General features: G+C 68.9%; 20 protein-coding genes and 1 pseudogene. 8 read left to right on the top strand and 13 right to left on the bottom strand.

The genetic code is table 11. From position 1 onward, the window contains the following. The first annotated feature begins 34 nt into the window (after positions 1-34). On the top strand, positions 35-1,000 hold the full coding sequence (locus DOL89_RS15525) for a retropepsin-like aspartic protease (RefSeq protein ID WP_119679967.1): 966 nt from the start codon (positions 35-37) through the stop codon (positions 998-1,000). Here the strand turns inward: DOL89_RS15525 and DOL89_RS15520 are convergent. Then, positions 988-1,902, bottom strand: coding sequence for a LysR family transcriptional regulator (locus tag DOL89_RS15520; protein WP_119679966.1), 915 nt, complete (start codon positions 1,900-1,902; stop codon positions 988-990). The two genes, DOL89_RS15525 and DOL89_RS15520, sit on opposite strands and share 13 nt — an antisense overlap. Positions 1,903-1,973: 71 nt before the next feature. Here DOL89_RS15520 and DOL89_RS15515 point away from each other — a divergent pair, with 71 nt between their 5' ends. Then, positions 1,974-2,960, top strand: coding sequence for an EamA family transporter (locus DOL89_RS15515; RefSeq protein ID WP_119679965.1), 987 nt, complete (start codon positions 1,974-1,976; stop codon positions 2,958-2,960). Here the strand turns inward: DOL89_RS15515 and trpA are convergent. The 6 genes from trpA to DOL89_RS15485 all read right to left on the bottom strand — a co-directional run bounded on the left by trpA (position 2,957) and on the right by DOL89_RS15485 (position 8,449). Next, complete coding sequence (trpA, locus tag DOL89_RS15510; protein ID WP_119680473.1) at positions 2,957-3,796, bottom strand: tryptophan synthase subunit alpha; 840 nt, start codon at positions 3,794-3,796, stop codon at positions 2,957-2,959. The two genes, DOL89_RS15515 and trpA, sit on opposite strands and share 4 nt — an antisense overlap. Positions 3,797-3,804: 8 nt before the next feature. Beyond that, on the bottom strand, positions 3,805-5,022 hold the full coding sequence (trpB, locus tag DOL89_RS15505) for a tryptophan synthase subunit beta (protein WP_119679964.1): 1,218 nt from the start codon (positions 5,020-5,022) through the stop codon (positions 3,805-3,807). An 88-nt stretch (positions 5,023-5,110) separates the two neighbouring features. Then, a complete protein-coding gene (gene vapC, locus DOL89_RS15500) occupies positions 5,111-5,500 on the bottom strand; it encodes a type II toxin-antitoxin system VapC family toxin (protein ID WP_119679963.1) in 390 nt (129 codons plus the stop codon). Continuing rightward, entirely contained in the window at positions 5,497-5,742 is a 246-nt protein-coding gene (locus DOL89_RS15495; RefSeq protein ID WP_119679962.1) for a type II toxin-antitoxin system VapB family antitoxin, read from the bottom strand. Before DOL89_RS15495 ends, vapC begins: the two co-directional genes overlap by 4 nt. 63 nt (positions 5,743-5,805) lie before the next feature. Next, a complete protein-coding gene (locus tag DOL89_RS15490; RefSeq protein ID WP_119679961.1) occupies positions 5,806-7,596 on the bottom strand; it encodes a stimulus-sensing domain-containing protein in 1,791 nt (596 codons plus the stop codon). Between the two features lie 154 nt (positions 7,597-7,750). After that, positions 7,751-8,449, bottom strand: coding sequence for a response regulator transcription factor (locus DOL89_RS15485; RefSeq protein WP_119679960.1), 699 nt, complete (start codon positions 8,447-8,449; stop codon positions 7,751-7,753). 187 nt (positions 8,450-8,636) lie between these two features. Between DOL89_RS15485 and DOL89_RS15480 the strand changes: the two genes are divergently transcribed. The 3 genes from DOL89_RS15480 to DOL89_RS15470 all read left to right on the top strand — a co-directional run bounded on the left by DOL89_RS15480 (position 8,637) and on the right by DOL89_RS15470 (position 13,547). Further along, positions 8,637-9,389 (top strand): HugZ family pyridoxamine 5'-phosphate oxidase, encoded by a 753-nt coding sequence (locus DOL89_RS15480; RefSeq protein WP_119679959.1) that lies wholly within the window; start codon positions 8,637-8,639, stop codon positions 9,387-9,389. 429 nt (positions 9,390-9,818) lie between these two features. Continuing rightward, positions 9,819-11,420 carry a phosphoenolpyruvate carboxykinase gene (locus DOL89_RS15475; protein WP_205574706.1) on the top strand — a complete coding sequence of 534 codons (1,602 nt, stop codon included), beginning with the start codon at positions 9,819-9,821 and terminating at the stop codon, positions 11,418-11,420. A 474-nt stretch (positions 11,421-11,894) separates the two neighbouring features. Then, positions 11,895-13,547: a long-chain-fatty-acid--CoA ligase gene (locus tag DOL89_RS15470; protein ID WP_119679957.1), complete on the top strand. Its 1,653-nt coding sequence runs from the start codon at positions 11,895-11,897 to the stop codon at positions 13,545-13,547. 75 nt (positions 13,548-13,622) lie between these two features. On the opposite strand, the gene DOL89_RS15465 is transcribed toward DOL89_RS15470, so the two are convergent. Together DOL89_RS15465 and DOL89_RS15460 are read right to left on the bottom strand one after the other, a co-directional pair. Further along, positions 13,623-13,958, bottom strand: coding sequence for a hypothetical protein (locus DOL89_RS15465; RefSeq protein WP_119679956.1), 336 nt, complete (start codon positions 13,956-13,958; stop codon positions 13,623-13,625). Positions 13,959-13,969: 11 nt separating this feature from the next. Beyond that, positions 13,970-14,293, bottom strand: coding sequence for a hypothetical protein (locus DOL89_RS15460; protein WP_119679955.1), 324 nt, complete (start codon positions 14,291-14,293; stop codon positions 13,970-13,972). Positions 14,294-14,444: 151 nt separating this feature from the next. On the opposite strand from DOL89_RS15460, the gene DOL89_RS15455 reads away from it, so the two are divergent. After that, positions 14,445-14,942 (top strand): Lrp/AsnC family transcriptional regulator, encoded by a 498-nt coding sequence (locus DOL89_RS15455; RefSeq protein WP_119679954.1) that lies wholly within the window; start codon positions 14,445-14,447, stop codon positions 14,940-14,942. Positions 14,943-15,007: 65 nt separating this feature from the next. Here the strand turns inward: DOL89_RS15455 and DOL89_RS25580 are convergent. From DOL89_RS25580 to DOL89_RS15440, 3 genes and pseudogenes are all read right to left on the bottom strand, one after another. Continuing rightward, a pseudogene (locus DOL89_RS25580) lies at positions 15,008-15,523 on the bottom strand (biliverdin-producing heme oxygenase); the annotation flags it as partial. Positions 15,524-15,544: 21 nt separating this feature from the next. After that, positions 15,545-16,399 carry a tryptophan 2,3-dioxygenase gene (locus DOL89_RS15445; protein ID WP_119679952.1) on the bottom strand — a complete coding sequence of 285 codons (855 nt, stop codon included), beginning with the start codon at positions 16,397-16,399 and terminating at the stop codon, positions 15,545-15,547. Then, on the bottom strand, positions 16,396-17,652 hold the full coding sequence (locus DOL89_RS15440; protein ID WP_119679951.1) for a UbiH/UbiF/VisC/COQ6 family ubiquinone biosynthesis hydroxylase: 1,257 nt from the start codon (positions 17,650-17,652) through the stop codon (positions 16,396-16,398). Before DOL89_RS15440 ends, DOL89_RS15445 begins: the two co-directional genes overlap by 4 nt. 330 nt (positions 17,653-17,982) lie before the next feature. Here DOL89_RS15440 and DOL89_RS15435 point away from each other — a divergent pair, with 330 nt between their 5' ends. Beyond that, positions 17,983-18,321 (top strand): P-II family nitrogen regulator, encoded by a 339-nt coding sequence (locus DOL89_RS15435; protein WP_119680472.1) that lies wholly within the window; start codon positions 17,983-17,985, stop codon positions 18,319-18,321. 89 nt (positions 18,322-18,410) lie between these two features. On the opposite strand, the gene DOL89_RS15430 is transcribed toward DOL89_RS15435, so the two are convergent. After that, a complete protein-coding gene (locus tag DOL89_RS15430; protein WP_119679950.1) occupies positions 18,411-19,037 on the bottom strand; it encodes a hypothetical protein in 627 nt (208 codons plus the stop codon). Positions 19,038-19,249: 212 nt separating this feature from the next. On the opposite strand from DOL89_RS15430, the gene DOL89_RS15425 reads away from it, so the two are divergent. Next, the gene (locus tag DOL89_RS15425; RefSeq protein WP_205574600.1) at positions 19,250-20,785 is read left to right on the top strand and encodes an amino acid permease; all 1,536 of its coding nucleotides are present in this window, start codon (positions 19,250-19,252) and stop codon (positions 20,783-20,785) included. The last annotated feature ends 66 nt before the right edge of the window (positions 20,786-20,851 follow it).

Below are 20,851 nucleotides of genomic sequence, written 5' to 3'. Positions count from 1 at the left end.
GCATCCGAAACGCGCCGCCCCATGTTGATGGGGCATGGGACGCTTTCTCGCTTTTCTCCTCCTCCTGATCCTTCCCGCCTGCGGCGAGATGCCGGGGCAGTCGCCGCCGGAGCTGGCGGAGCCGGTGGTGCTGCCGCTGGAGCGGAACACGCGTGAGCTGGTAGTGCCGGCCCGGATCAACGGGCTGGGCCCCTTCCCCCTGGTGCTGGACAGCGGCCTGTCCGGTACGCACCTGCTGGCGGAACCCGTGGCCGACCGGCTGGGGCTTCGGCGCAGCGGCTTCGCGGTGGGGGCGAGCTGGGGCGGGTTCAGCCTGGCCCGCTTCGCCACGGTGAACCGGATGAATCTGGGCGCGCTGACCCTGCGCGACACCAGGATGGCGGTGATGGACCTGCCGGCCGGTGTCACCCGGCGGGCCGGGCGGCCGGACATCGCCGGGCTGCTGGGCGGGCCGCTGTTCCAGGCCTATGCGGTCACGGTGGACGTGCTGGCCGGCACCGTTACCCTGTCCCCGCCGGGCGGCCCGGCCCCGGCGGATGCGGAAATCCTGCCGCTCTCGGGAGGGGAGCTGCCCGGCGTCACCCTCGCCATCGATGGCGGGCCGGTGATCCTGGCCGTGGATACCGGCGCGACCAGCGACATCACCATCACGGAGGAGGCGGCGCGGCGTCTCGGCCTGACCGCCCGCTACGGCCCCGGCCGGCGGGCGGAGGTCACCACCGCCGCCGGCCCGCTGGAGGTCGCCACCCTGAGCGTGGAGCGGGTCGAGCTGGGTCGCCTCGCCATCTCCCATGTGGAGGTGGATGTGCTGGAGGGCAGCCTGCTGGGCGGCGACGGGCTGCCCGCCGGGGTGGACGGGGTGGTGGGGCTGGGGCTGCTGACCCAGTTCCGCTTCACCATCGACGTGTCGTCCGGCACCCTGGCGCTGGTTCCCCTGGCCCGGCACGACCTGGATTTCTGGGAGGCGTTGAAGGGTCGGCGGGCGGCCTATCCGCCCTGATCCGCCCAGCGCCCGGCCAGCATCCGCAGCACCTCCGCCACTGCGGCGCTGCCGCGGCTGAGCGGGCGGTCCTTGCGCCAGGCCAGTACGATCTCCCGCAGCACCGCCGGCTCCACCAGCGGGGCGGAGACCAGCGTTCCCGCCGCCAGCTCATCCCGGTAGGCGGAGGGGGCATGAATGGTCCAGGCCATGCCCTGGCGGGTCAGGGAGGAGAGGCCGGCCAGGCTGTCCACCTCCACCACCACCTCCAGCGCGATACCCTGCCGCTGCGCCTCCGCCTCCAGCAGGGCGCGCAGCCCGTGGCGGCGGCCGGGCAGCAGCAGGGGGCGGCCGGCCACGGCGGCGAAGGGGACCGGCCGCCCGGGCTCCAGCCCCGCATCCGGTCGCGCGATCAGATGCAGCGGCTCCGCCGCGACCTGTTCCGTGTGCAGCGCCGGGCTGACAACGCCCTGATAGAGCAGCCCGACATCCACCCGCTCCCCCAGCAGCCCGTCGCGCACCAGCCCGCTCAACTCCTCGGTCACCGTCAGGTTCAGGCGGGGATGGCGGGCGCGCAGCTCCGTCACCAGCGGGGCGGTCAGGAAGATGCCGACGCTGGGCGGCAGGCCGATGGTGACATGGCCGGTCACCACGCCCTTGCGCTCCGCCAGGGCGCTGCGGATGCCGTCCACCCCGTCCATCACCTGCCGCGCCCGGTCCAGCAGCAGCAGCCCGGCCTCGGTCGGCACGGCTCCCCGCCCGGTGCGGTCCAGCAACCGCTCGCCCAGCGCCTGTTCCAGCCGGCGGATCTGGGCCGACAGGGCCGGCTGGGTCAGATTCAGCCGCCGCGCCGCCTCCGTGAAGCTCCCAGTTTCGGCGATGTGCAGGAAGGCGGCAAGCTGGCGGAGGTCGAAATCGTTCATTAGCAGAGCTTATAGCTGATAAAACCATCATCAATTGGATTTATCATGGCGGCACGTACAGCTTATCCGGCATGAGCACTGCCGATTCCGCCCCCATCATCCCCGCCCCTGCCGCAACAGCCCCGGCCGAACCCGCCGGCGCTGCACGAACGGGCGACCGCGCCAGCCTCGTCGCCCCCCTGCTGGTGTTGAGCGCCACCACGGCGCTGGCCTTCAAGGGAATCGTGGCCAAGCTGGCCTATGGGGCCGGGGTGGACGTGGCGGGCATCCTGCTGCTGCGCTTCGGGCTGGCGGTCCCGATGTTCTGGCTGATCTACCAGTTCTTCCTGAAGCAGCCGAACCAGGCCCCGCTGCACTGGCGCGACGTGCTGCTGTGCGTGCCGACCGGGATATTGTTCGCCATCGCGACGGAGGCGGATTTCCGGGCGCTGGTCTATCTGGATGCCGGCACGTCGCGGCTGGTGCTGTTCACCTATCCGGCCATCATCCTGCTGGCCATGGCGGCGATCGAGCGGCGGATGCCGGCGTTGCGCACCGTGGTGCTGATGGCCGCCACCTATGGCGGGCTGCTGCTGGTGCTGCGGCCGGCGGCGGGCGGTGCCGCCGCGGCGGCGGATTACTGGGTCGGGGCCGCCTGGGCCTTCACCTCCGCCGTGACCTACGGGTTGTTCCTGGTGGCGAGCCGGCCGGTGATGAAGCGCACCGGATCGGCCCGCTTCACGGTGCTGTCCAACACCATCACCTTCCTGATCGTCATCCCCTTCGGCCTGCGCCATGGCGTGCCGGAGGTGCCGAGCCTTCAGGCCTTCACCTGGGGCACCATCATCGCCGCCGTCTGCACCGTGCTGCCCTTCTTCCTGATGAATGAAGGGGTGCGGCGCTGGGGGGCGGAGCGGGCCAGCCGGCTGTCCCTGGTGGGGCCGGTGGTGACCCTGGCCGCCGCCTGGATCATCCTTGGCGAACAGCTCGGCCCGCTGGAGCTGGCGGGGGCCGCCATCGTGATCGCCGGCGTGGCGGCGCTGGAGCTGGCCGGCAAGAAGGCCGGGGCGAAAAGCTAGCCCCGACCGCCGCGGACACCTTCTGCCAGGGCACGGACGAAATCCAGCACGGCGGGCACCAGCTCCGGCGTGGGGCGGCCCTCCGCATCCAGATTGGCTTCCACCTGCCGCACGATGGCGGAGCCGACCACCGCGGCATCGGCCACCTTCGCCACCTCCGCCGCCGCCTCCGGCGTGGTGATGCCGAAGCCGACCGCGATGGGCAGGCTGGTATGGCGCTTCAGCCGCTCCACCGCCCCGCTTATATCGCCGGCACTGGCGCTGCCCGCCCCGGTGATGCCGGTGATAGAGACGTAGTAGACGAAGCCGGAGGTGTTGGCGAGCACGGTCGGCAGGCGCAGATCGTCCGTGGTCGGGGTGGTCAGGCGGATGAAGTTCACCCCCGCCTTCAGGGCCGGCAGGCACAGCTCTTCATCCTGCTCCGGCGGCAGATCCACGACGATCAGCCCGTCCACCCCGGCCGCTTTCGCATCCGCCAGGAAGTGGTCCACGCCATAGCTGTAGATCGGGTTGTAATAGCCCATCAGCACGATGGGCGTGTCCTGGTCCCCGGCCCGGAAGGTCCGCACCAGCTCCAGCGTCCGGCTCATGCGGGCCCCGTTCGCCAGGGCGCGCAGGCTGCTGGCCTGGATGGCCGGGCCGTCCGCCATGGGATCGGTGAAAGGCATGCCGAGCTCGATCACGTCCGCCCCGGCCCCGGGCAGACCCTTCAGGATGGCGAGGCTGGTGTCATGGTCCGGGTCGCCCGCGGTGACGAAGGCCACCAGCCCCGCGCGGCCGGCGGATTTCAGGTCGGCGAAGCGGCGGGCGAGGCGGCCGGTCTCGGTGATGGTCATGGTCTCGCTCACAGCTCCACGCCCAGATGCTTCGCCACGGTGAAGATATCCTTGTCGCCGCGGCCGCTGAGATTCAGGACCATGAGGTGGTCCTGCGGCAGGGTCGGGGCCAGCTTGCGGATATGGGCCAGGGCATGGCTCGGCTCCAGCGCCGGCAGGATGCCCTCCGTCCGGGCGCAGAGCTGGAAGGCGTCCAGCGCCTCCCGGTCGGTGGCGGAGACATATTCCACGCGCTTCACATCGTGCAGCCAAGCATGCTCCGGCCCGATGCCGGGATAATCCAGGCCGGCGCTGATGCTGTGGCCCTCGATGATCTGGCCGTCATCGTCCTGCAGCAGGTAGGTGCGGTTGCCGTGTAGCACGCCCGGCCGGCCGCCGGTCAGGCTGGCCGCATGCCCGCCGGGCACGTCCACCCCATGGCCGCCGGCCTCCACCGCCACCATGCGGACGTCGTGATCGTCCAGGAACGGGTGGAACAGGCCCATGGCGTTCGAGCCGCCGCCGATGCAGGCCACCAGGCTGTCGGGCAGCCGGCCCTCCATCTCCAGCATCTGGGCGCGGGTCTCTTCCCCGATCACATTCTGGAAGTCGCGCACCAGCATGGGATAGGGGTGCGGGCCGGCCACGGTGCCGATGATGTAGAAGGTGTCGGCGACGTTGGTGACCCAGTCGCGCAGCGCCTCGTTCATGGCGTCCTTCAGCGTGCGGCTGCCGGACTTGGCGGCGCGCACCTCGGCCCCCAGCAGGCGCATACGGAACACGTTCGGCTGCTGCCGCTCGATATCCACCTCGCCCATATAGATGGTGCAGGGCAGGCCGAAGAGGGCGCAGACCGTGGCGGTCGCCACGCCATGCTGGCCGGCGCCGGTTTCCGCGATGATGCGGGTCTTGCCCATGCGCTTGGCGAGCAGGACCTGACCCATGCAGTTGTTGATCTTGTGCGCGCCGGTGTGGTTCAGCTCCTCGCGCTTGAAGAAAATCTTGGCACCGCCAAGCTCCTTCGTCAGCCGCTCCGCGAAATAGAGCGGGCTCGGCCGGCCCACATAGTGGGTCAGATAGTGCTTCAGCTCCGCGTGGAACGCCGGGTCCGCCTTGGCGGCCTCATAGGCCTTTTCGAGCTCCAGGATCAGCGGCATCAGCGTCTCGGCGACGAAGCGCCCGCCATGGATGCCGAAATGCCCGTGCTCGTCCGGGCCGGAGCGGTAGGTGTTGAGCGGCTGGTTCATCGGTGTGGACCCGTGTTCTCCCCTGCGGGGAAGGGAAGTTAGCGGGTCGCGGCGGGATTTCCAATGCCGGACGGCGCGGGGCTGGGTTTCACAGCACCTTCAGACCCAGATGCTTCTCCATGCCCACGAAATCTCGGTCCCTGTGCAGGAGCGTGTGGCCGTTGGCGATGCAGAAGGTGCCGATGAACAGGTCGGTGGTCCGCCGGATCGTGACCCCGACGGCGCGCAACCGGCGGAAATTGGCCGCAGCCTCGACCGCCAGAGCATCGCCCGCCATCGGCATCACCTCGAACTGGCGCAGGGCGGATTCGAGCGTCGATGCATGCCGGTCGCCGCGCGCGCCCATCAGCACCTCCGCCAGCACGATGTCGCCGACGATGATGTCGCCGGGATCGGCGGTCAGGCGCAGATGCCGGGTCTGCTCCGTATCCCGCTGGGCGAAGAAGTCGATCCAGACGGAGGTGTCGACAACGATCATGTGCCGGTGCGGTCCAACCCGTCCCTGTCCGCATCCGGCAGGCGAGGCCCGCCATCTTCCCGGATGGCATTAAGGTCGCCATCCCAGCCGATGCCCCAGAGCGTATCCAGCGCCTGCCGCCGCCGATGACGCAGAACCACCTCGCGGAGCGCGCTGTCCACGGCGGCCTTTTTGGTGGTGGCGCCGGTCGCCTTCATCGCCTCCGCCAGGAGTTCGTCGTCGATGTCGATGTTGGTGCGCATGGCGGCAACCCGATGTGTATGAATCACCCTGATCATACACATGGGCATAAGGCGGCGGAAGGTCTAGCGCGGCAGCACCACTGTAAACTGCGCGCCCTGCACCGCCCCGTCGGCATCCTTGATGTTCTCCGCGAAGATGCGGCCGCCATGGGCGTCCACGATCTGCTTGGAGATGGAGAGGCCGAGGCCGGAATGCTTGCCGAAGGCCTCGCTCTTGGGGCGCTCGCTGTAGAAGCGGTCGAAGATGGCGTCCAGCTTGGCTTCCGGGATGCCGGGGCCCTGGTCGGCGCAGGTCACCTCCACCCGGTCCGGCCAGGCCCGCGCGGACAGCAGCACCAGCCCGCCGGCCGGCGAGAAGCTGAGCGCGTTGGAGACCAGGTTCTGGAACACCTGGGTCAGCCGCCCCTCGATCCCCGGCACGGTCAGGTCGCCGGCGCGGCCGCTTGGCGGGGGCAGCTCCACCCGCACCTTGGGCTTCTTCGGCACGGCCGGATCGCCGTCCCCGCCCTCATCCTCGCGGCAGATGGTTTCGTCATGCAGCCCGGCCAGCCATTCCAGCAGGGCGCGCAGATCCACCGGCTGCGCCTGCGCCCGCGACAGCTCCGCATCCAGGCGGGAAGCGTTGGAGATGTCGGAGATCAGCCGGTCCAGCCGCTGCACATCCTCATGGATGATGGCGAGCAGGCGGCTGCGCTGCTCGTCCGTCTTCACCCGCTGCACGGTTTCCACGGCGCTGCGCATGGAGGTCAGCGGGTTCTTGATCTCATGCGCCACATCGGCGGCGAATCGCTCGATGGCGTCCATCCGGTCCCAGATGGCGGCGGTCATGTCCTTCAGCGCCACGGAGAGATCGCCGATCTCGTCATGCCGGCGCGACATGTCCGGGATCACGGCCTGTCGCCCGTGGCCGTGCCGCACCTCGTCCGCCGCCTCGGCCAGCCGGCTGATCGGGCGGGCGATGGTGCGGGCGAGATAGATCGACAGCAGCACGGTGACGGCCAGCGCGATGCCGCTGAACTTCAGCATGTCCATGCGGACCTGCCGCACGGCCTCGTCGATTTCCCGCCCCGTGCGGGACAGGTAGACGGCGCCCAGCACCTGCTTGAAGCGCTGTACCGGCACCGCCACGGTCAGCAGCATGTCCTCGGTGCCGTCGCCGCGGTCGATGCGCCAGACGCCGCGCCCGACCTCTCCCGCCAGCGCCTTCTGCACATCCGGGAAGCGTGTGGCGTCCGCTTCCATGTTCATGGGGTAGCGGGGCAGATGCTCCCGCCCCGGCACGGCATTGACCACGCGGTCATAGATGTCGCGGCCGAGCTGGGTAAGTGGGCTACTATCGGGAAGCGGCGGCAGCGGTTCGATCTGCACCGTGCCCTGCGGCCCGCCCAGCACGCGGCTGTCGGCCACCAGCTCCCCTGTCGCGGCGTACAGGCGGGTGCGGGTGTCGGTGGTCTCCACCAGCCGCCGCACCATCTGCCGGCCCAGCTCGAAGGAGAGTTCCGGAAGGCCGTCGGCGAACTCGTCATAGCCGGGCTCGATGGCGCCTTCGGCCAGGGCGGCGGCGGAAATCCGCCCCTCCACCGTCAGCGCGTCCAGCTCCGCATTGATCAGGCGCTGCTGGTACTGGCCGAGATAGAGCAGCCCGCCCAGCAGCAGCAGGGCCGCCAGCACATTGACCGCCAGGATGCGCAGGGTCAGTGGGGAGATCAGCCGCGGCCGTCCCCGCCGCCGGGACGGGCCGTCCTGTGCCGGCCGTGCGGGCTCGGCCGGTTCGGCCTTCCTCCTGCTGGCGGGTTTGGCCGGCGGCTTCGCCGGGGCGGCCGGACGCGGCTCCGCGCGCAACTCCGCGGTCATCTCATCACCAGAACAGGCAGACCAGCATCCCGCCCGTCATCCCGACGAAAGCCGGGACCCAGGAGTCCCGGGGACGGTGCCTGCCGCCCCTGGGTCCCGGCTTGCGCCGGGATGACGGAAATACAACGCACTGGCAATGTCCCGATGGTGACGATCAACTGTCCTTGTACCGGTAGCCGACGCCGTACAGCGTTTCGATCTGCTGGAAGTCGTCGTCCACGGCCTTGAACTTCTTGCGCAGCCGCTTGATGTGGCTGTCGATGGTGCGGTCGTCCACATAGATGTGCTCGCCATAGGCGGCATCCATGAGCTGGTCGCGGTTCTTCACATGGCCGGGCCGCTGCGCCAGCGCCTTCACCAGCAGGAATTCCGTCACCGTCAGGTCGATCTGCTGCCCCTTCCAGGTGCACATGTGGCGGGCGCCGTCCAGCACCAGCTCGCCGCGCACCATGGTCTGGTTCGGATCGGGCGCGGTCTTGCCCGTGGCCAGCTCGCCCCGCCGCAGCAGGGTCTTGATCCGCTCGATCAGCAGGCGCTGGCTGAAGGGCTTCTTGATGTAGTCGTCGGCCCCCATGCGCAGGCCCTGGAGCTCGTCGATCTCGTCATCCTTGCTGGTCAGGAAGATGACCGGCACGGCGGAGGTCTGGCGCAGGCGCTGCAACAGCTCCATCCCGTCCATGCGGGGCATCTTGATGTCCAGCACAGCCAGGTCCACCGGCCGCGAGGTCAGGCCGCGCAGGGCCTCGTCCCCGTCGGAATAGGTCCGGACCTCGTAGCCTTCCGACTCCAGCGCGATGGAGACGGAGGTCAGGATGTTGCGGTCGTCATCGACCAGGGCGATCGTCTGGGGCACGTTTGCTTCTCCAACCTTTGCCGGCCGGTGCGGGTAGCCTTGCCATTCTCACCGCGGCCACCCCCCTTTGCCAGGGGAAAGCTCCGCCTGCAATATGTCATCCTTTGGGCCGCTTCGGGACCGTTTACCCCATTTTTGCCATATGCCGGCGTGGCCGTCCCAACCCGCCGGCCAAGGATGTTCCAGCATGACGGATCAGCAGCAGCCGGAGATGCCGGCCTGGACAGGCGAATATCCCACATCCGCCCGCGCCGTGATGCGCGCCCAGGGACAGGCCGCCATGGCGACGGCCCAGCGGGATGCCGATGGCTGGCCCTACCCGTCCCTGGTGCTGACCGCCTTCGATCTGGACGGCTCCCCCCTCCTCCTGATCTCCGGCCTGGCCGACCATACGCGGAACCTGGCGGCGGACAGCCGGGCCGGGCTGCTGTTCGACGGCACGGCCGGGCTGGAGGAGCCGCTGACCGGCCCGCGCGTGTCGCTGCTGGGACGGCTGGAACCGACGGAGGAGCCGCGCCACCGCGCCCGCTATCTGGCCCGGCACCCGTCGGCGGAGCTGTATGCCGGTTTCGGCGATTTCCGCCTGTGGCGCATGCGGGTGGAGCGGGCGCATCTGGTGGCCGGCTTCGGGAAAATCCGCTGGATCGGGGCGGAGGAACTTCTACCCCCGCCCGCGGCCTGGGAAGCCCTGACCGCGCGGGAACAGGACGTCGTGGGGCACATGAATGCTGACCATGCGGACGCTGTCCGGCTCTACGCCACCGTGCTGCTGGGCCGGCCGGACGGGGAATGGCGCATGACCGGCATCGATCCCGACGGCTGCGACCTGCGCTGCGCAACCCGGACGGCACGCCTGGAATTCGGTACGTCGGTGGATAGTGCGGAAGCGGCGCGGGTGGAGCTGGTCCGGCTGGTCCGGAAGGCGCGGGCGGGCGGCTGACCCGACTGCGGCAACGCACCGCGGAGCGGCAGGGGGCGGGCACGGCGCTTTGTGCGTTCCTGCTGGACGCGGAGCGCGCGGGTGCCTGATGCCGGATTTGGCGATGCCATTCGGCTTCCAGGCTACGCCCGTACACCCTGCGCTTTCGGGGTATGCAGAACCTCTTCCGATGCATGGCTCCTCGCGTTCCGGGCGATTGCAGCGCTCGAAAGAGAACGGTAAGTGTACGGATGCCGCTACACAGAACCGTGGGCATGGCGCATAATCGCGCCTTGCGGAAACGGTTCTGAACTTGAGGAATCCTGCGGGACGGCAGGAATCATAACGGTCGGGAGCAGGTGCCGACCGAGGTAACGCTGGTGCGGGCACTACACGAATCAGGCCCGTCCGTGCGATAAACGGATCATTTGGGAGAACGCAAACGTGGAAATGACCGGACCCGTGATCAGCAGCTATGGCCTGGACCATCTGGGCCTTGTGAATCTGAAGGCGGCGCACTGGAACCTCAGCCCGGCGCAACTCTATGAGCAGGCGTTGCTGCGCGGCGAGGCACGGCTGTCGAGGCATGGCGCCCTGGTGGCGCTGACGGGCCAGCATACGGGCCGGTCCCCCAACGACAAGTTCATCGTGCAGGAGGAGACCACCTCCGACGATATCTGGTGGGGCAACGTCAACAAGCCTATCTCGGAAGAGGCGTTCGACCGGCTGCAGTCCCGCATCCAGGGCTATCTGCAGGGCCGCGAAGTGTTCGTGCAGGATCTGTGGGCCGGCGCCGACCCGGCGCACCGCCTGCCGGTCCGCATCGTGACCCAGCATGCCTGGCATAACATGTTCGCCCAGAACATGTTCATCCGCCCGCCGCTGGCTGAGCGGACCGAGTTCGAGCCGGCCTTCACCGTGCTTCAGGTGCCGGACTTCAAGGCGGTGCCGGAGCGCGACGGCACCCGGTCCGACGTGTTCATCCTGTGCAATTTCAAGAAGCGGCTGGTCCTGATCGGCGGCACCTCCTATGCCGGCGAGATCAAGAAGTCGATCTTCTCCGTCCTGAACTTCCTGCTGCCGGCCAAGGGCGTGCTGCCGATGCACTGCTCCGCCAACATGGGCCCGAACGGCGATACCGCCATCTTCTTCGGCCTGTCCGGCACCGGCAAGACCACCCTGTCCGCCGACAGCTCCCGCACCCTGATCGGCGACGACGAGCATGGCTGGGCCGACAGCTCCGTCTTCAACTTCGAGGGCGGCTGCTACGCCAAGGTGATCCGTCTGTCCGCGGAGGCGGAGCCGGAGATCTACGCCACCACCCGCCGCTTCGGGACCATCCTGGAGAATGTGGTGATGGACCCGGACACCCGTGAGCTGGACCTGGATGACGGGCAGTACACGGAGAACACCCGCGCCAGCTATCCCATCGACTTCATCCCGAACGCCAGCGCCACGGGCACCGGGCCGCAGCCGGACAACATCATCATGCTGACGGCCGACGCCTTCGGCGTGCTGCCGCCGATCAGCAAGCTGACGGCCGAGCAGGCGATGTACCATTTCCTGTCCGGCTACACCGCGCGGGTCGCCGGTACGGAGAAGGGCGTCACCGAGCCGCAGGCCACCTTCAGCACCTGCTTCGGCGCGCCCTTCATGCCGCGCCACCCCACCGTCTACGCCAAGCTGCTGGGTGAGCGGATCGCCCGCAACGGCGCCAATTGCTGGCTGGTGAACACCGGCTGGACCGGCGGCGCCTATGGCACCGGCAAGCGCATGTCGATCGGCCACACCCGCTCCCTGGTGCGGGCGGCGCTGGACGGACAACTCGCCACCGTCAACCACGCGCCGGAGCCGAACTTCGGCCTGCTGGTGCCGGAGGGCTGCGAGGGCGTGCCGGCCGACGTGCTGTTCCCGAAGAACACCTGGTCGGACAAGAGCGCCTACGACACCACGGCGCGCGAGGTCGCCCGCCGTTTCGAAGCGAACTTCCAGCAGTTCGCCGACCATGTGGACGCCAAGGTGCGGGCCGCGGGAATCCGCAGCGCCGCGTAAAGAGGCCGAAAAGGCCTGAGTTTAGGGTGGAGATGAGCCGGGCCGGCGGGGCAACCCGCCGGCCCGGTTTCCGTTTGCACTGCTCGGGTCGGCGCCTGCGACGACAGGCCCTTTCCGCTGTTGTCGCCACGCACATCAGCGAAGGGGCAAGCCTATGGCAGACAAGCCTTTATGGAGACGGGCAGGCCCGCCGGGACGCCGGCCGGGGGCGCGGGTGAAGCCGGCCGTGGCCGGTGCCACCAAGGGCCTTGCGGGGACGCCGGACCTGTCCAGCGGGAGCAGCATGCCGCGGGGCCGGCCGGGGGCTGTGCGTGCCGCTTTCCGGGTGCTTGCATTGGTAGCGGTGGCTACGCTCGCAGGCTTGGCGCTGCTGGTCTTTTGAACCAACGGTATGGTCGGATAGGGGCTGGAAATTTCCTCGCGGAAGCCTCAGTAATAGAGGCAACGACAAAATACGAACCGGGAGGATAGTTCATGCTGCGCGGACAGATGATGGATCGACCCCTGCTGACCACGTCGATCCTCCGCCATGCCGCCCTGTACCATGGCAGCACCGCCGTGACGTCGCGCTTCGGGCAGGAGCCGAAGCACAGCTACACCTACCGCGATGCCTGGGACCGGGTGCAGCAGCTGGCGAATGTCCTGACCCGACTGGGCATCAAGGCGGGCAGCCGCGTCGGCACGCTGGCCTGGAACGATTTCCGGCATTTCGAGCTGTATTACGCGGTACCGGCCATCGCCGCCGTCTGCCACACCGTCAACCCGCGCCTGTTCCCGGAACAGCTCATCTACATCATCAACCACGCCCAGGACGAATATCTGTTCGTCGACCCCATGTTCGTGCCGCTGATCGAGAAGCTCTGGCCGAACCTGAACGGGGTGAAGGGCGTCGTCGTGATGACCTCCCCCGACTTCATGCCGAAGCAGACCGGCCTGCCCAACCTGCTGTGCTACGAAACGCTGATGGCGGAGGCGGCGGAGGGGTTCGAGTTTCCCGAGTTCGACGAGAATACCGCCTGCGGCCTCTGCTATACCTCCGGCACTACCGGCAACCCCAAGGGCGTGCTGTACAGCCACCGCTCCGCCGTGCTGCACGCCTACGGCTTCCTGACCGCGCCCGGCATTTCGGTCACCACCAGCGATGCCGCCCTGGTGGTGGTGCCCTTGTTCCATGCCAATGCCTGGGGCTACCCCTATGCCGCTGCCATCGCCGGGGCCAAGCTGGTCTTCCCCGGCCCGAAGCTGGATGGAAAATCGGTCTATGAGCTGATGGAGGAGGAGCAGGTCACCGTCTCCTCCGGCGTGCCCACGGTGTGGCTGGGGCTGCTGGCCCATATGCGCCAGAGCGGGGCGAAGTTCAGCACGCTGAAATCGGTCACGGTCGGCGGCTCCGCCATGCCCAAGGCGATGCTGGAGGAGTTCGAGCTGACCCATGGGGTCACCTGCATGCAGGGCTGGGGCATGACGGAGATGAGCCCGGTGGGCACCATCGGCGCCCTGAACCCGGAGCAGCAGAAGCTGCCCGTCGCCGAGCAGCACGAGGCCAAGCTGAAGGCCGGCCGCGCCCTGTTCGGGGTGGAGATGAAGATCATCGGCCCCGATGGCAGCGAGCAGCCCCGCGACGGCGAAAGCTATGGCGAGCTGGTGGTGCGCGGCCCCTGGATCACCAGCGGCTATTACAATGACGAGGCGGCGAACCGGGGCGCCTTCACCGAGGATGGCTGGTTCAGGACCGGCGACGTCGCCACCATCGACGAGACCGGGGCCATGGCCATCGTGGATCGTGCCAAGGACGTCATCAAGTCGGGCGGCGAGTGGATCAGCTCCATCGACCTGGAGAACGCCGCAATGGGCTTCGAGGGCGTGCAGGAGGCCGCTGTGATCGGCGTGCCGCACCCGAAATGGCAGGAGCGCCCCCTGCTGGTCGTGGTGCCGCGCACTGGAGCCAGCATCGGCAAGGCGGAGCTGATGGCCTATCTGGAGCGGCATGTCGCCAAATGGTGGCTACCCGACGACATCGTCTTCGTCGACGATCTGCCGCACAGCGCCACCGGCAAGCTGCTGAAGGTGGAGCTGCGCCGCCGCTTCGCCAACCACCCGCTGCCCGGCATCCAGGCAGCAGAGTAACGGACGGACAGCCGAAGCCCCTCTCCCGCAGGCCGGGAGAGGGGCTTTGTTTTGGGCCGTCGCGAAGAGTGGCGCTCAGGCGGCCAGCTCCTCCGCCGCCCGGTTCGGGGCGGCCCGGCGCTCGCTGGTCAGCACCTGCCGCATCAGCGGAATGGTGGACAGGGTGCGGGCGATATAGTCGCTTTCCTGCCGCGTCAGGCCGCGGACCCGCACATCGATGCAGAGTTCCTCCTCCGCCTCCAGAAGCCGGGCCTGGACGGAGCTGGGAACGAGGCCGCGCTTGGCGAAGGGCTCCAGCGCACGGGCGAGCGCCGAGGGGTCCGGGTCCATGCGCAGGGCGAAGCAGGCGGTCCGGTCCGGATCGGTGGGCCGGATTTCGGCGGCGGGCGGGGCGAGAACGGGGGCGGGCATCCGGTCGATCCTCAAGCTGCTGCGGCGTGACGGGCGGCCGGATCGGCCTCCTCCCGGCCGACGGTGAAGCCCTCAAGCTCGGCCCGGCGCAGACAGCGCGCCAGGGCTCCCGCCTCATCCCCATCCACGCCGGGCAGCACCAGGGCGAAAGCCGGGCGCACCCGCGCCGTTTCCAGCGCCAGATCCACCGCCAGGTTCAAATCCCCGGTGGGCAACCGCCGCCACGGAACCTGCGTGTGGCGGGACAGGGGCCGGCCGCAGGCCAGCGCAATCCGGATGCCCGTGGACTCGTCGGTGTAGACGGTCAGGCTTGGATGATGGCGGTCGGCGGTCATCGGCTTCCTCCTTGATGCGGTCCCTGCCCGGCAATGCGGGCGGGATGCGGGAACTCTAGCCGGGAGCTTGGGGAATTACTTTGCGAAGATCGCCGACCTGGAGGAAACTACGCATGAATGATGCGCCGCATCAGGCGTGAGGAGAAGCACCATGCAGAAGCCCCTGGACCGCACGGACTGGCGCATCCTGGATGTACTGCAGAAGGACGGGGCCGCCACCGCCGCCGAGGTGGGGGAGCGGGTGGGCCTGTCCCAATCCCCCTGCTGGCGCCGCATCCAGCGGCTGGAGGAGGACGGGATCATCAAGCGCCGGGCCGCCCTGCTGGACCGGAAGAAGATCGGGCTGAACACCCTGATTTTCTCCCAGGTGAAGCTGGAGGCGCACAGCGGCGACAAGCTGGATGAGTTCCGGGAGGCCATCCGCCGCATTCCCGAGGTGCAGGAATGCTTCGTGCTGATGGGGCAGGTGGATTTCCTGCTGCGGATCGTCACCGCCGATGTGGAGGCCTATGAACGGCTCTTCTTCGAGAAGTTGTCCAAGCTGCCCGGCGTGCGGGAGATCAACTCCATGATCGCCGTCTCCGCGGTCAAGGAAACGACGGAATTGCCGCTGCCGGCCTCCGCCCTCTCCGGCTCCGATGGTTCGTAGGCCGCCAGGAAGCAGCCGAACAGGGCTTCCGCCGCCCGCACCGCCTCGTCAATGGCCGCTTCGTTCCCGTCCAGCCCGGCCAGCAGGCCGCAGACATGCCGCCAGCGCTCCCCGGCCTTCATCCCCTCTCCGCCATGGAAGCGGGTGAAGCCGTCGGCCTGTTCTCCGAAGCGGCGACGCAGATGCTTGGCGATCATGGCCCCGCCCAGCGCCGATCCCTCCAGCACATAAAGGCAGCCCAGCACGGCCCCGCGGCCCGCATGCAGCCCGGCCATGGCCGCCTCGGCCGCCGCACCGGCCCCCACCCGCGGGCTGCCGCCGCCCAGCGCCTCGATGTCGGCCAGCAGGGCCGGGGCGCGATTGCCGCCGCAGGGATTGGCGATGCCGGCCGCCGGGCAGGCCCGCCCCAGCCAGCTCTCCGCCGGCCCGACCACCGCCAGGGTGCGCAGCAGGAAGTCCCGGTACTGCTCCGCCCGCACGCCGTCGGCCATGATGCGGGCCGCGGCCCCCGTCGCCTCGATCCGGTCGTGCAGCCCTCGCGTGGCCGCGCGCAGCCGGTCCAGCGCCGGAAGCTTGTCCATGTCGGTCATACGGGTTCCAGGCTAGATGGCGGTGCGCAGGCTCAGCAGCTCGGGGAAGAAGGACAGGTCCAGCGCCTTCACCAGATAGCTGACTCCGCCGGTGCCGCCGGTGCCGGGCTTGTAGCCGATGATGCGCTCCACCGTCTTCATATGGATGAAGCGCCATTGCTGGAACCGGTATTCCAGATCCACCAGCTTTTCCGCCAGCTCGTACAGATCCCAATGGTGGGAGGTGTCGCGATAGACCTCCGCCCAGGCGGCCTCCACCGCCTTGTCCGCCCGATAGGGCCGGGTCCAGTCCCGCTCCACTACATGGCCGGGCAGATCGAAGCCGCGCCGCTTCAGCAGGCACAGCGACTCGTCGTAGATGGAGGGTTCGGCCAGCGCCTCCAGCAAGGCGGCATGCACGGCCGGGTCGCCGCCATGCACGCCGACGGTGCCGGCGTTCTTGTTGCCCAGGATGAATTCCAGCAGCCGGTACTGCCAGGACTGGAAGCCGCTGCTCTGGCCCAGATGGGGCCGGATGCGGCTGTAGTCGGCCGGAGTCATGGTGGACAGCACGTCCCAGCTCTGGATCATCTGCCGCTGGATCTGCGCCACCCTGGCGATCATCTTGAAGGCCGGCCCCAGCTCCCCCGTCCGGATCTGCGCCCGCGCTGCCCGCAGCTCATGCAGGCTCAGCTTCATCCACAGCTCGGACGCCTGATGGATGATAATGAACAGCAGCTCGTCATGCTCGCCGGAGCGCGGATGCTGGCTGGCCAGCAGCGTGTCCAGCCCCAGATAGGCCCCATAGGACAGGTCCGGCCGCTGATGCACGCCCTCGGCGGAGAGGTCGACGGCAGGGGGGCGGGCGGTGGGGTCGCTGTCCGTCACAGCGCCTCCCCCTTCACCATCCGCGGCAGGTCGCCGACCACGCCCATGGCGTGGCGCATGAAGAAGCGCTTCACCGGGCGGAAGGGCGGAAGGCGGTCGATGGCGGCCATGCCGAGACGGCGGGCCATGGCCAGCGGGGCGATATTGTTGCTGAACAGCCGGGTCAGCAGGTCGGTGGTGGCCAGAAGGGTCATGGTATCCACCCGCCGCCAACGCTGGTACCGGTCCAACACGTCGGCGGCGCCCGGGTCCAGCCCGACGCGGACGGCGTCCACCACCACCTCCGCCAGTGCGGCCACGTCGCGGATGCCGACATTCAGCCCCTGGCCGGCGATGGGATGCATGGTGTGGCTGGCTTCGGAGATCAGGGCCAGGCGGCGGTCGGTGTAGCGCTCCGCATGCATCAGCCCCAGCGGATAGCAGGCGCGCGGCCCCACCGGCCGGATGCGGCCCAGCCAGTCGCCGACGCGGCGCTGCAGCTCCGCCGTGAAGCGGGCTTCGTCCTGCTTCATGTACCAGGGCACCATTTCCGACCGCTCGGTCCAGACGATGCTGATGCGGTTGCCGGTCAGCGGCAGCATGGCGAAGGGGCCGGCGGGCAGGAACAGCTCCACCGCCACGCCGCCATGCGGCTCCTCATGCTCGATATTGGTGATGATGGCGTGCTGGTTGTAGGACCAGCCCGTGGTGCGGATGCCGGCATCCTCGCGGCACAGGCTCCGCTTCCCGTCCGCCCCCACCACCAGCCGGCTCCTCACCGTCCGGCCGTCGGCCAGGGTCAGGGCGACGCCGCTCTCCGCCCGGTCCAGCGCGGTCACGGCCACAGGGGCCAGATGGGTGACGGTGCCTGCCAGCTCTTTCAGGCGCTTGAACAGGGCCCGGCGGATGGTGCGGTTCTCCACGATCCAGCCGAAGGGCGCGTCGCCGACGTCGCGGTGGTCGTAATGCAGGAACAGCGGGCTGTTCTGGTCGGTCACGCGGATATCCAGGATGGGCCCGGCCTCATCCACGCAGTCGGCCCAGAGGCCGGCCCCGTCCAGCACCCTGGCGCTGCCATAGGCGATGGCGGTGGTGCGGCCGTCGAAGGCCTCCGCCATCTGCGACTCGGGCGGGTCGCGGTCGATGACGATCACGGGCACGCCCGCCGTGCCCAGCGCGCAGGCCAGCGTCAACCCGGCCAGCCCGCCGCCGACGATGGCGACCTCCGCCGTCAGGGCTGACTCGTCGGGTGCGGAGTTGGCGGTGGTGTTCATCTGCGATCCTGGAACGATCCTGTCGGGAGGGCCGGGTGCCCCGCCTGTTCATATAGGTGTCCGGCGGGCAGGATTCCCCACCCGGCGATTCCTGTCCAGCGGGCGCGGGGCCGCAGGCGGGGATCGCACTTGCCTAAATAATAGGCGGGGCTTGCCCAAGGGCGCGCCGTTCGATCGGGTTTGCCACCGGCGGGTTACACGGTTTCCGCCGCAATCCAAACCCGGCACGGTTCTTGTAAGATCGATTGTAGATGGGCCGCGCCAGTGCGGCGCATGAACAGAACGGGGCAGATGCCCCCGACAGGCATGGATCAGAAAGGGGAGAGCGCGATGAAGCTCGTCATGGCCATCATAAAGCCGTTCAAGCTCGACGAGGTGCGCGAGGCTCTGACCGCGCTCGGAATCCAGGGACTGACCGTCTCCGAGGTGAAGGGCTTCGGCCGGCAGAAGGGGCAGACGGAAATCTACCGCGGCGCCGAATACTCGGTCAGCTTCCTGCCCAAGGTGAAGGTGGAGGTCGCGGTGACGGACGAGCTGGTGGACAGCGTCGTCGACTCGATCCAGAAGGCCGCCAATACCGGCCGCATCGGCGACGGCAAGATCTTCGTCATGGATGTGGCCCAGGCGGTCCGCATCCGCACCGGTGAGTTGAACGCCGAAGCGCTCTGACCGGGCTTCGCGACCGCGCGCGATCCGGACAACGGCACCGCTCCTGGTCCAGGGGCGGTGCCGTTCGTCCATAGGGCTGCGGGCAGGCCTCAGGAGGTTCCGCCGCTGCCCAGCGACTTGGCCGCCGCGGCGCGGTCCTCCGGCAGCTTGCCGCCTTCCCGCCCGTCTTCGTTGATGCCGGCACGGCCCTGGCCGCCAGCGTCGTCGGGAAGCCGGTTGTTCGGCACGCCGGCGCCGCGGGCCGGGCTGTCTGCGATAGGATCGGGGGCCGGCACCGTGCCGCCCACGCCCTGCCCGCGCGTTCCGCCCACCGTGCCGCGGCCGACATCCGGCCCGATGGTGGCCGGCCCGCCGACGGTGGAACCGCTGCCGGCATCCCCCTCCCGGCTGGAGCCGGAACCGGCACTGCCGGGCAGCCCGGCATCCCGCGCGGCACTGTTCTGGCCGGAAAGGATGGAGACGGCATGCTCCTCCTTCACCCCGCGCGCCTTGTCCTCCGGCGAGGGCTCGACCCGCTGCGGCTCCTCCGTCTGGCCCTCGCGGGCGAAGCCGGGGCGGCCGGTTGCGCTGTTGCCGAATCCGGTGGTGCCGGTGGTTCCGCCGCCCTGCACGCCGGGATCATGATCGCGCCCGCTTTGGCGCCCCCCGTCCGGCCCCGGCGCGCCGGTGCCCATGGCATTGTCCTGGGGTCCCGGACCGTTCCTGTCGGCAGCCATGCCTCGCTCCCTTGCTGATTGAGGTTCGGCAGGACAACAGGCGGGACGGCCAGACTTCACGGGGCGGGCGGATTTCCGCGTGCGGGGGATACGCCCAAACTCCCCATTGACTTCGTTCGCGGGCTGAACCGATCCTTCCAGTGGGAGAGCGCCTCCAAACAATGTCGCCATCGGCCAGACAAGACAAAAGGCCGGGCAGGACAGGAGGTATCATGTCGGAAGAGACGATTGTTCCCTCGCCCATGCCGGTCGGCGGCTTGTCGCAGAAGGCTGGCGGGGTCACCTACACTACGGTTGAAGCCGGTTATTTTGAGAAGCGCGGCCTGCGCCGCTATGCCGGGGTCTGGTCGCTGTGGGCGCTGGGCGTCGGCGCCGTGATCTCCGGTCATTTCTCCGGCTGGAATTTGGGGCTGGCGGCCGGCGGCTTCGGCGGCATGGCCATCGCCACCGTGCTGATCATGTGCATGTATCTCGGGCTCTGCTTCTCGCTGGCGGAGATGTCGCCGGCCCTGCCGCACACGGGCGGCGCCTACAGCTTCGCCCGCACCGCCATGGGGCCGTGGGGCGGCTTCGTCACGGGGCTGGCGGAGAACATGGAGTTCGTGCTGACCCCGGCCGTGATCGTGTTCTTCATCGGCTCCTATCTCGGCAGCATCTTTGAAACGGGGGCTGCGTTCCAGCCGGTCTGGTGGATCGGCTGCTACATCCTGTTCGTGTCGCTGAACCTGGTGGGGGTGGACCTGTCCTTCCGGGTGTCGCTGTGCGTCACGCTGGCCGCGCTGGCGATCCTGGCGGTGTTCTGGATCAGCGCCATTCCCCATTTCGACTTCGCCCGCTGGTCCCTGAACATCGGCGCCGGGCCGGACGGGGCGGCGGTGGAACTGCCGGAGGGCGGCGGTCCCTTCCTGCCCTTCGGCATCGCGGGCGCCCTGGCCTGCCTGCCCTTCGCCGTCTGGCTGTTCCTGGCCATCGAGCAGTTGCCGCTGGCGGCGGAGGAGTCGGTGGACCCCAAGCGGGACATGCCCAAGGGCCTGATCCTCGGCATCTTCACCCTGATCTTCAGCGCCTTCATGGTGCTGTTCCTGAACAGCGGCATCCCGAACGGCGCCTTCGCGCTCTCCACCTCGGGCGAGCCCCTGCTGGACGGGTTCAAGGCCATCTACGGGGACGAGACGGCGAAGATCCTGGCCCTGATCGCGGTGATCGGGCTGATCGCCAGCTTCCACACCATCATCTTCGCCTATGGCCGGCAGATCTATTCGCTGTCCCGCGCGGGATATTTCCCGCGGGCGCTGTCGGTGACCCACGGCACCCGCAAGACCCCGCATGTCGCCCTGGCCGCGGGCGCGTTGATGGGCCTGGCGGTGCTGCTCACCGTCTGGTTCGTGGCGGGCGGGGAGGCCGGCGGGGCCTTCATCGGCGGCACCCTTCTGAACATGGCCGTGTTCGGGGCCATGATCAGCTACATGATGCAGGCCACCTCCTTCATCCGGCTGCGCATCAAGTTCCCGCACATCGAGCGGCCCTACCGCAGCCCGCTGGGCATGCCGGGGGCGGTGGTCACCATCGTGATCGCGCTGGCGACGATCTATTACCAGCTCCTGGACCCGGTCTACCGGGCCGGGGTGATCGGGGCCGCCATCTGGTACGCCTGCGGCATCGCCTACTTCGCCGCCATCGGCCGGCACAAGCTGGTCCTGTCGCCGGAGGAACGCTTCGCCATGACCGGCGGGCGCGAGGCGCATTGAGAGGACGAGCGGCCTTTCCGGGCCGCCCTCCTTCTTCCCGTCATCCCGGCGAAAGCCGGGACCCAG

This window comes from Indioceanicola profundi, from assembly GCF_003568845.1.
GTDB classification, from domain to species: Bacteria; Pseudomonadota; Alphaproteobacteria; order Azospirillales; family Azospirillaceae; genus Indioceanicola; species Indioceanicola profundi.
The sequence above is the reverse complement of the archived record's forward strand: the minus strand, read 5'-3'. Positions and strand labels throughout refer to the sequence as shown.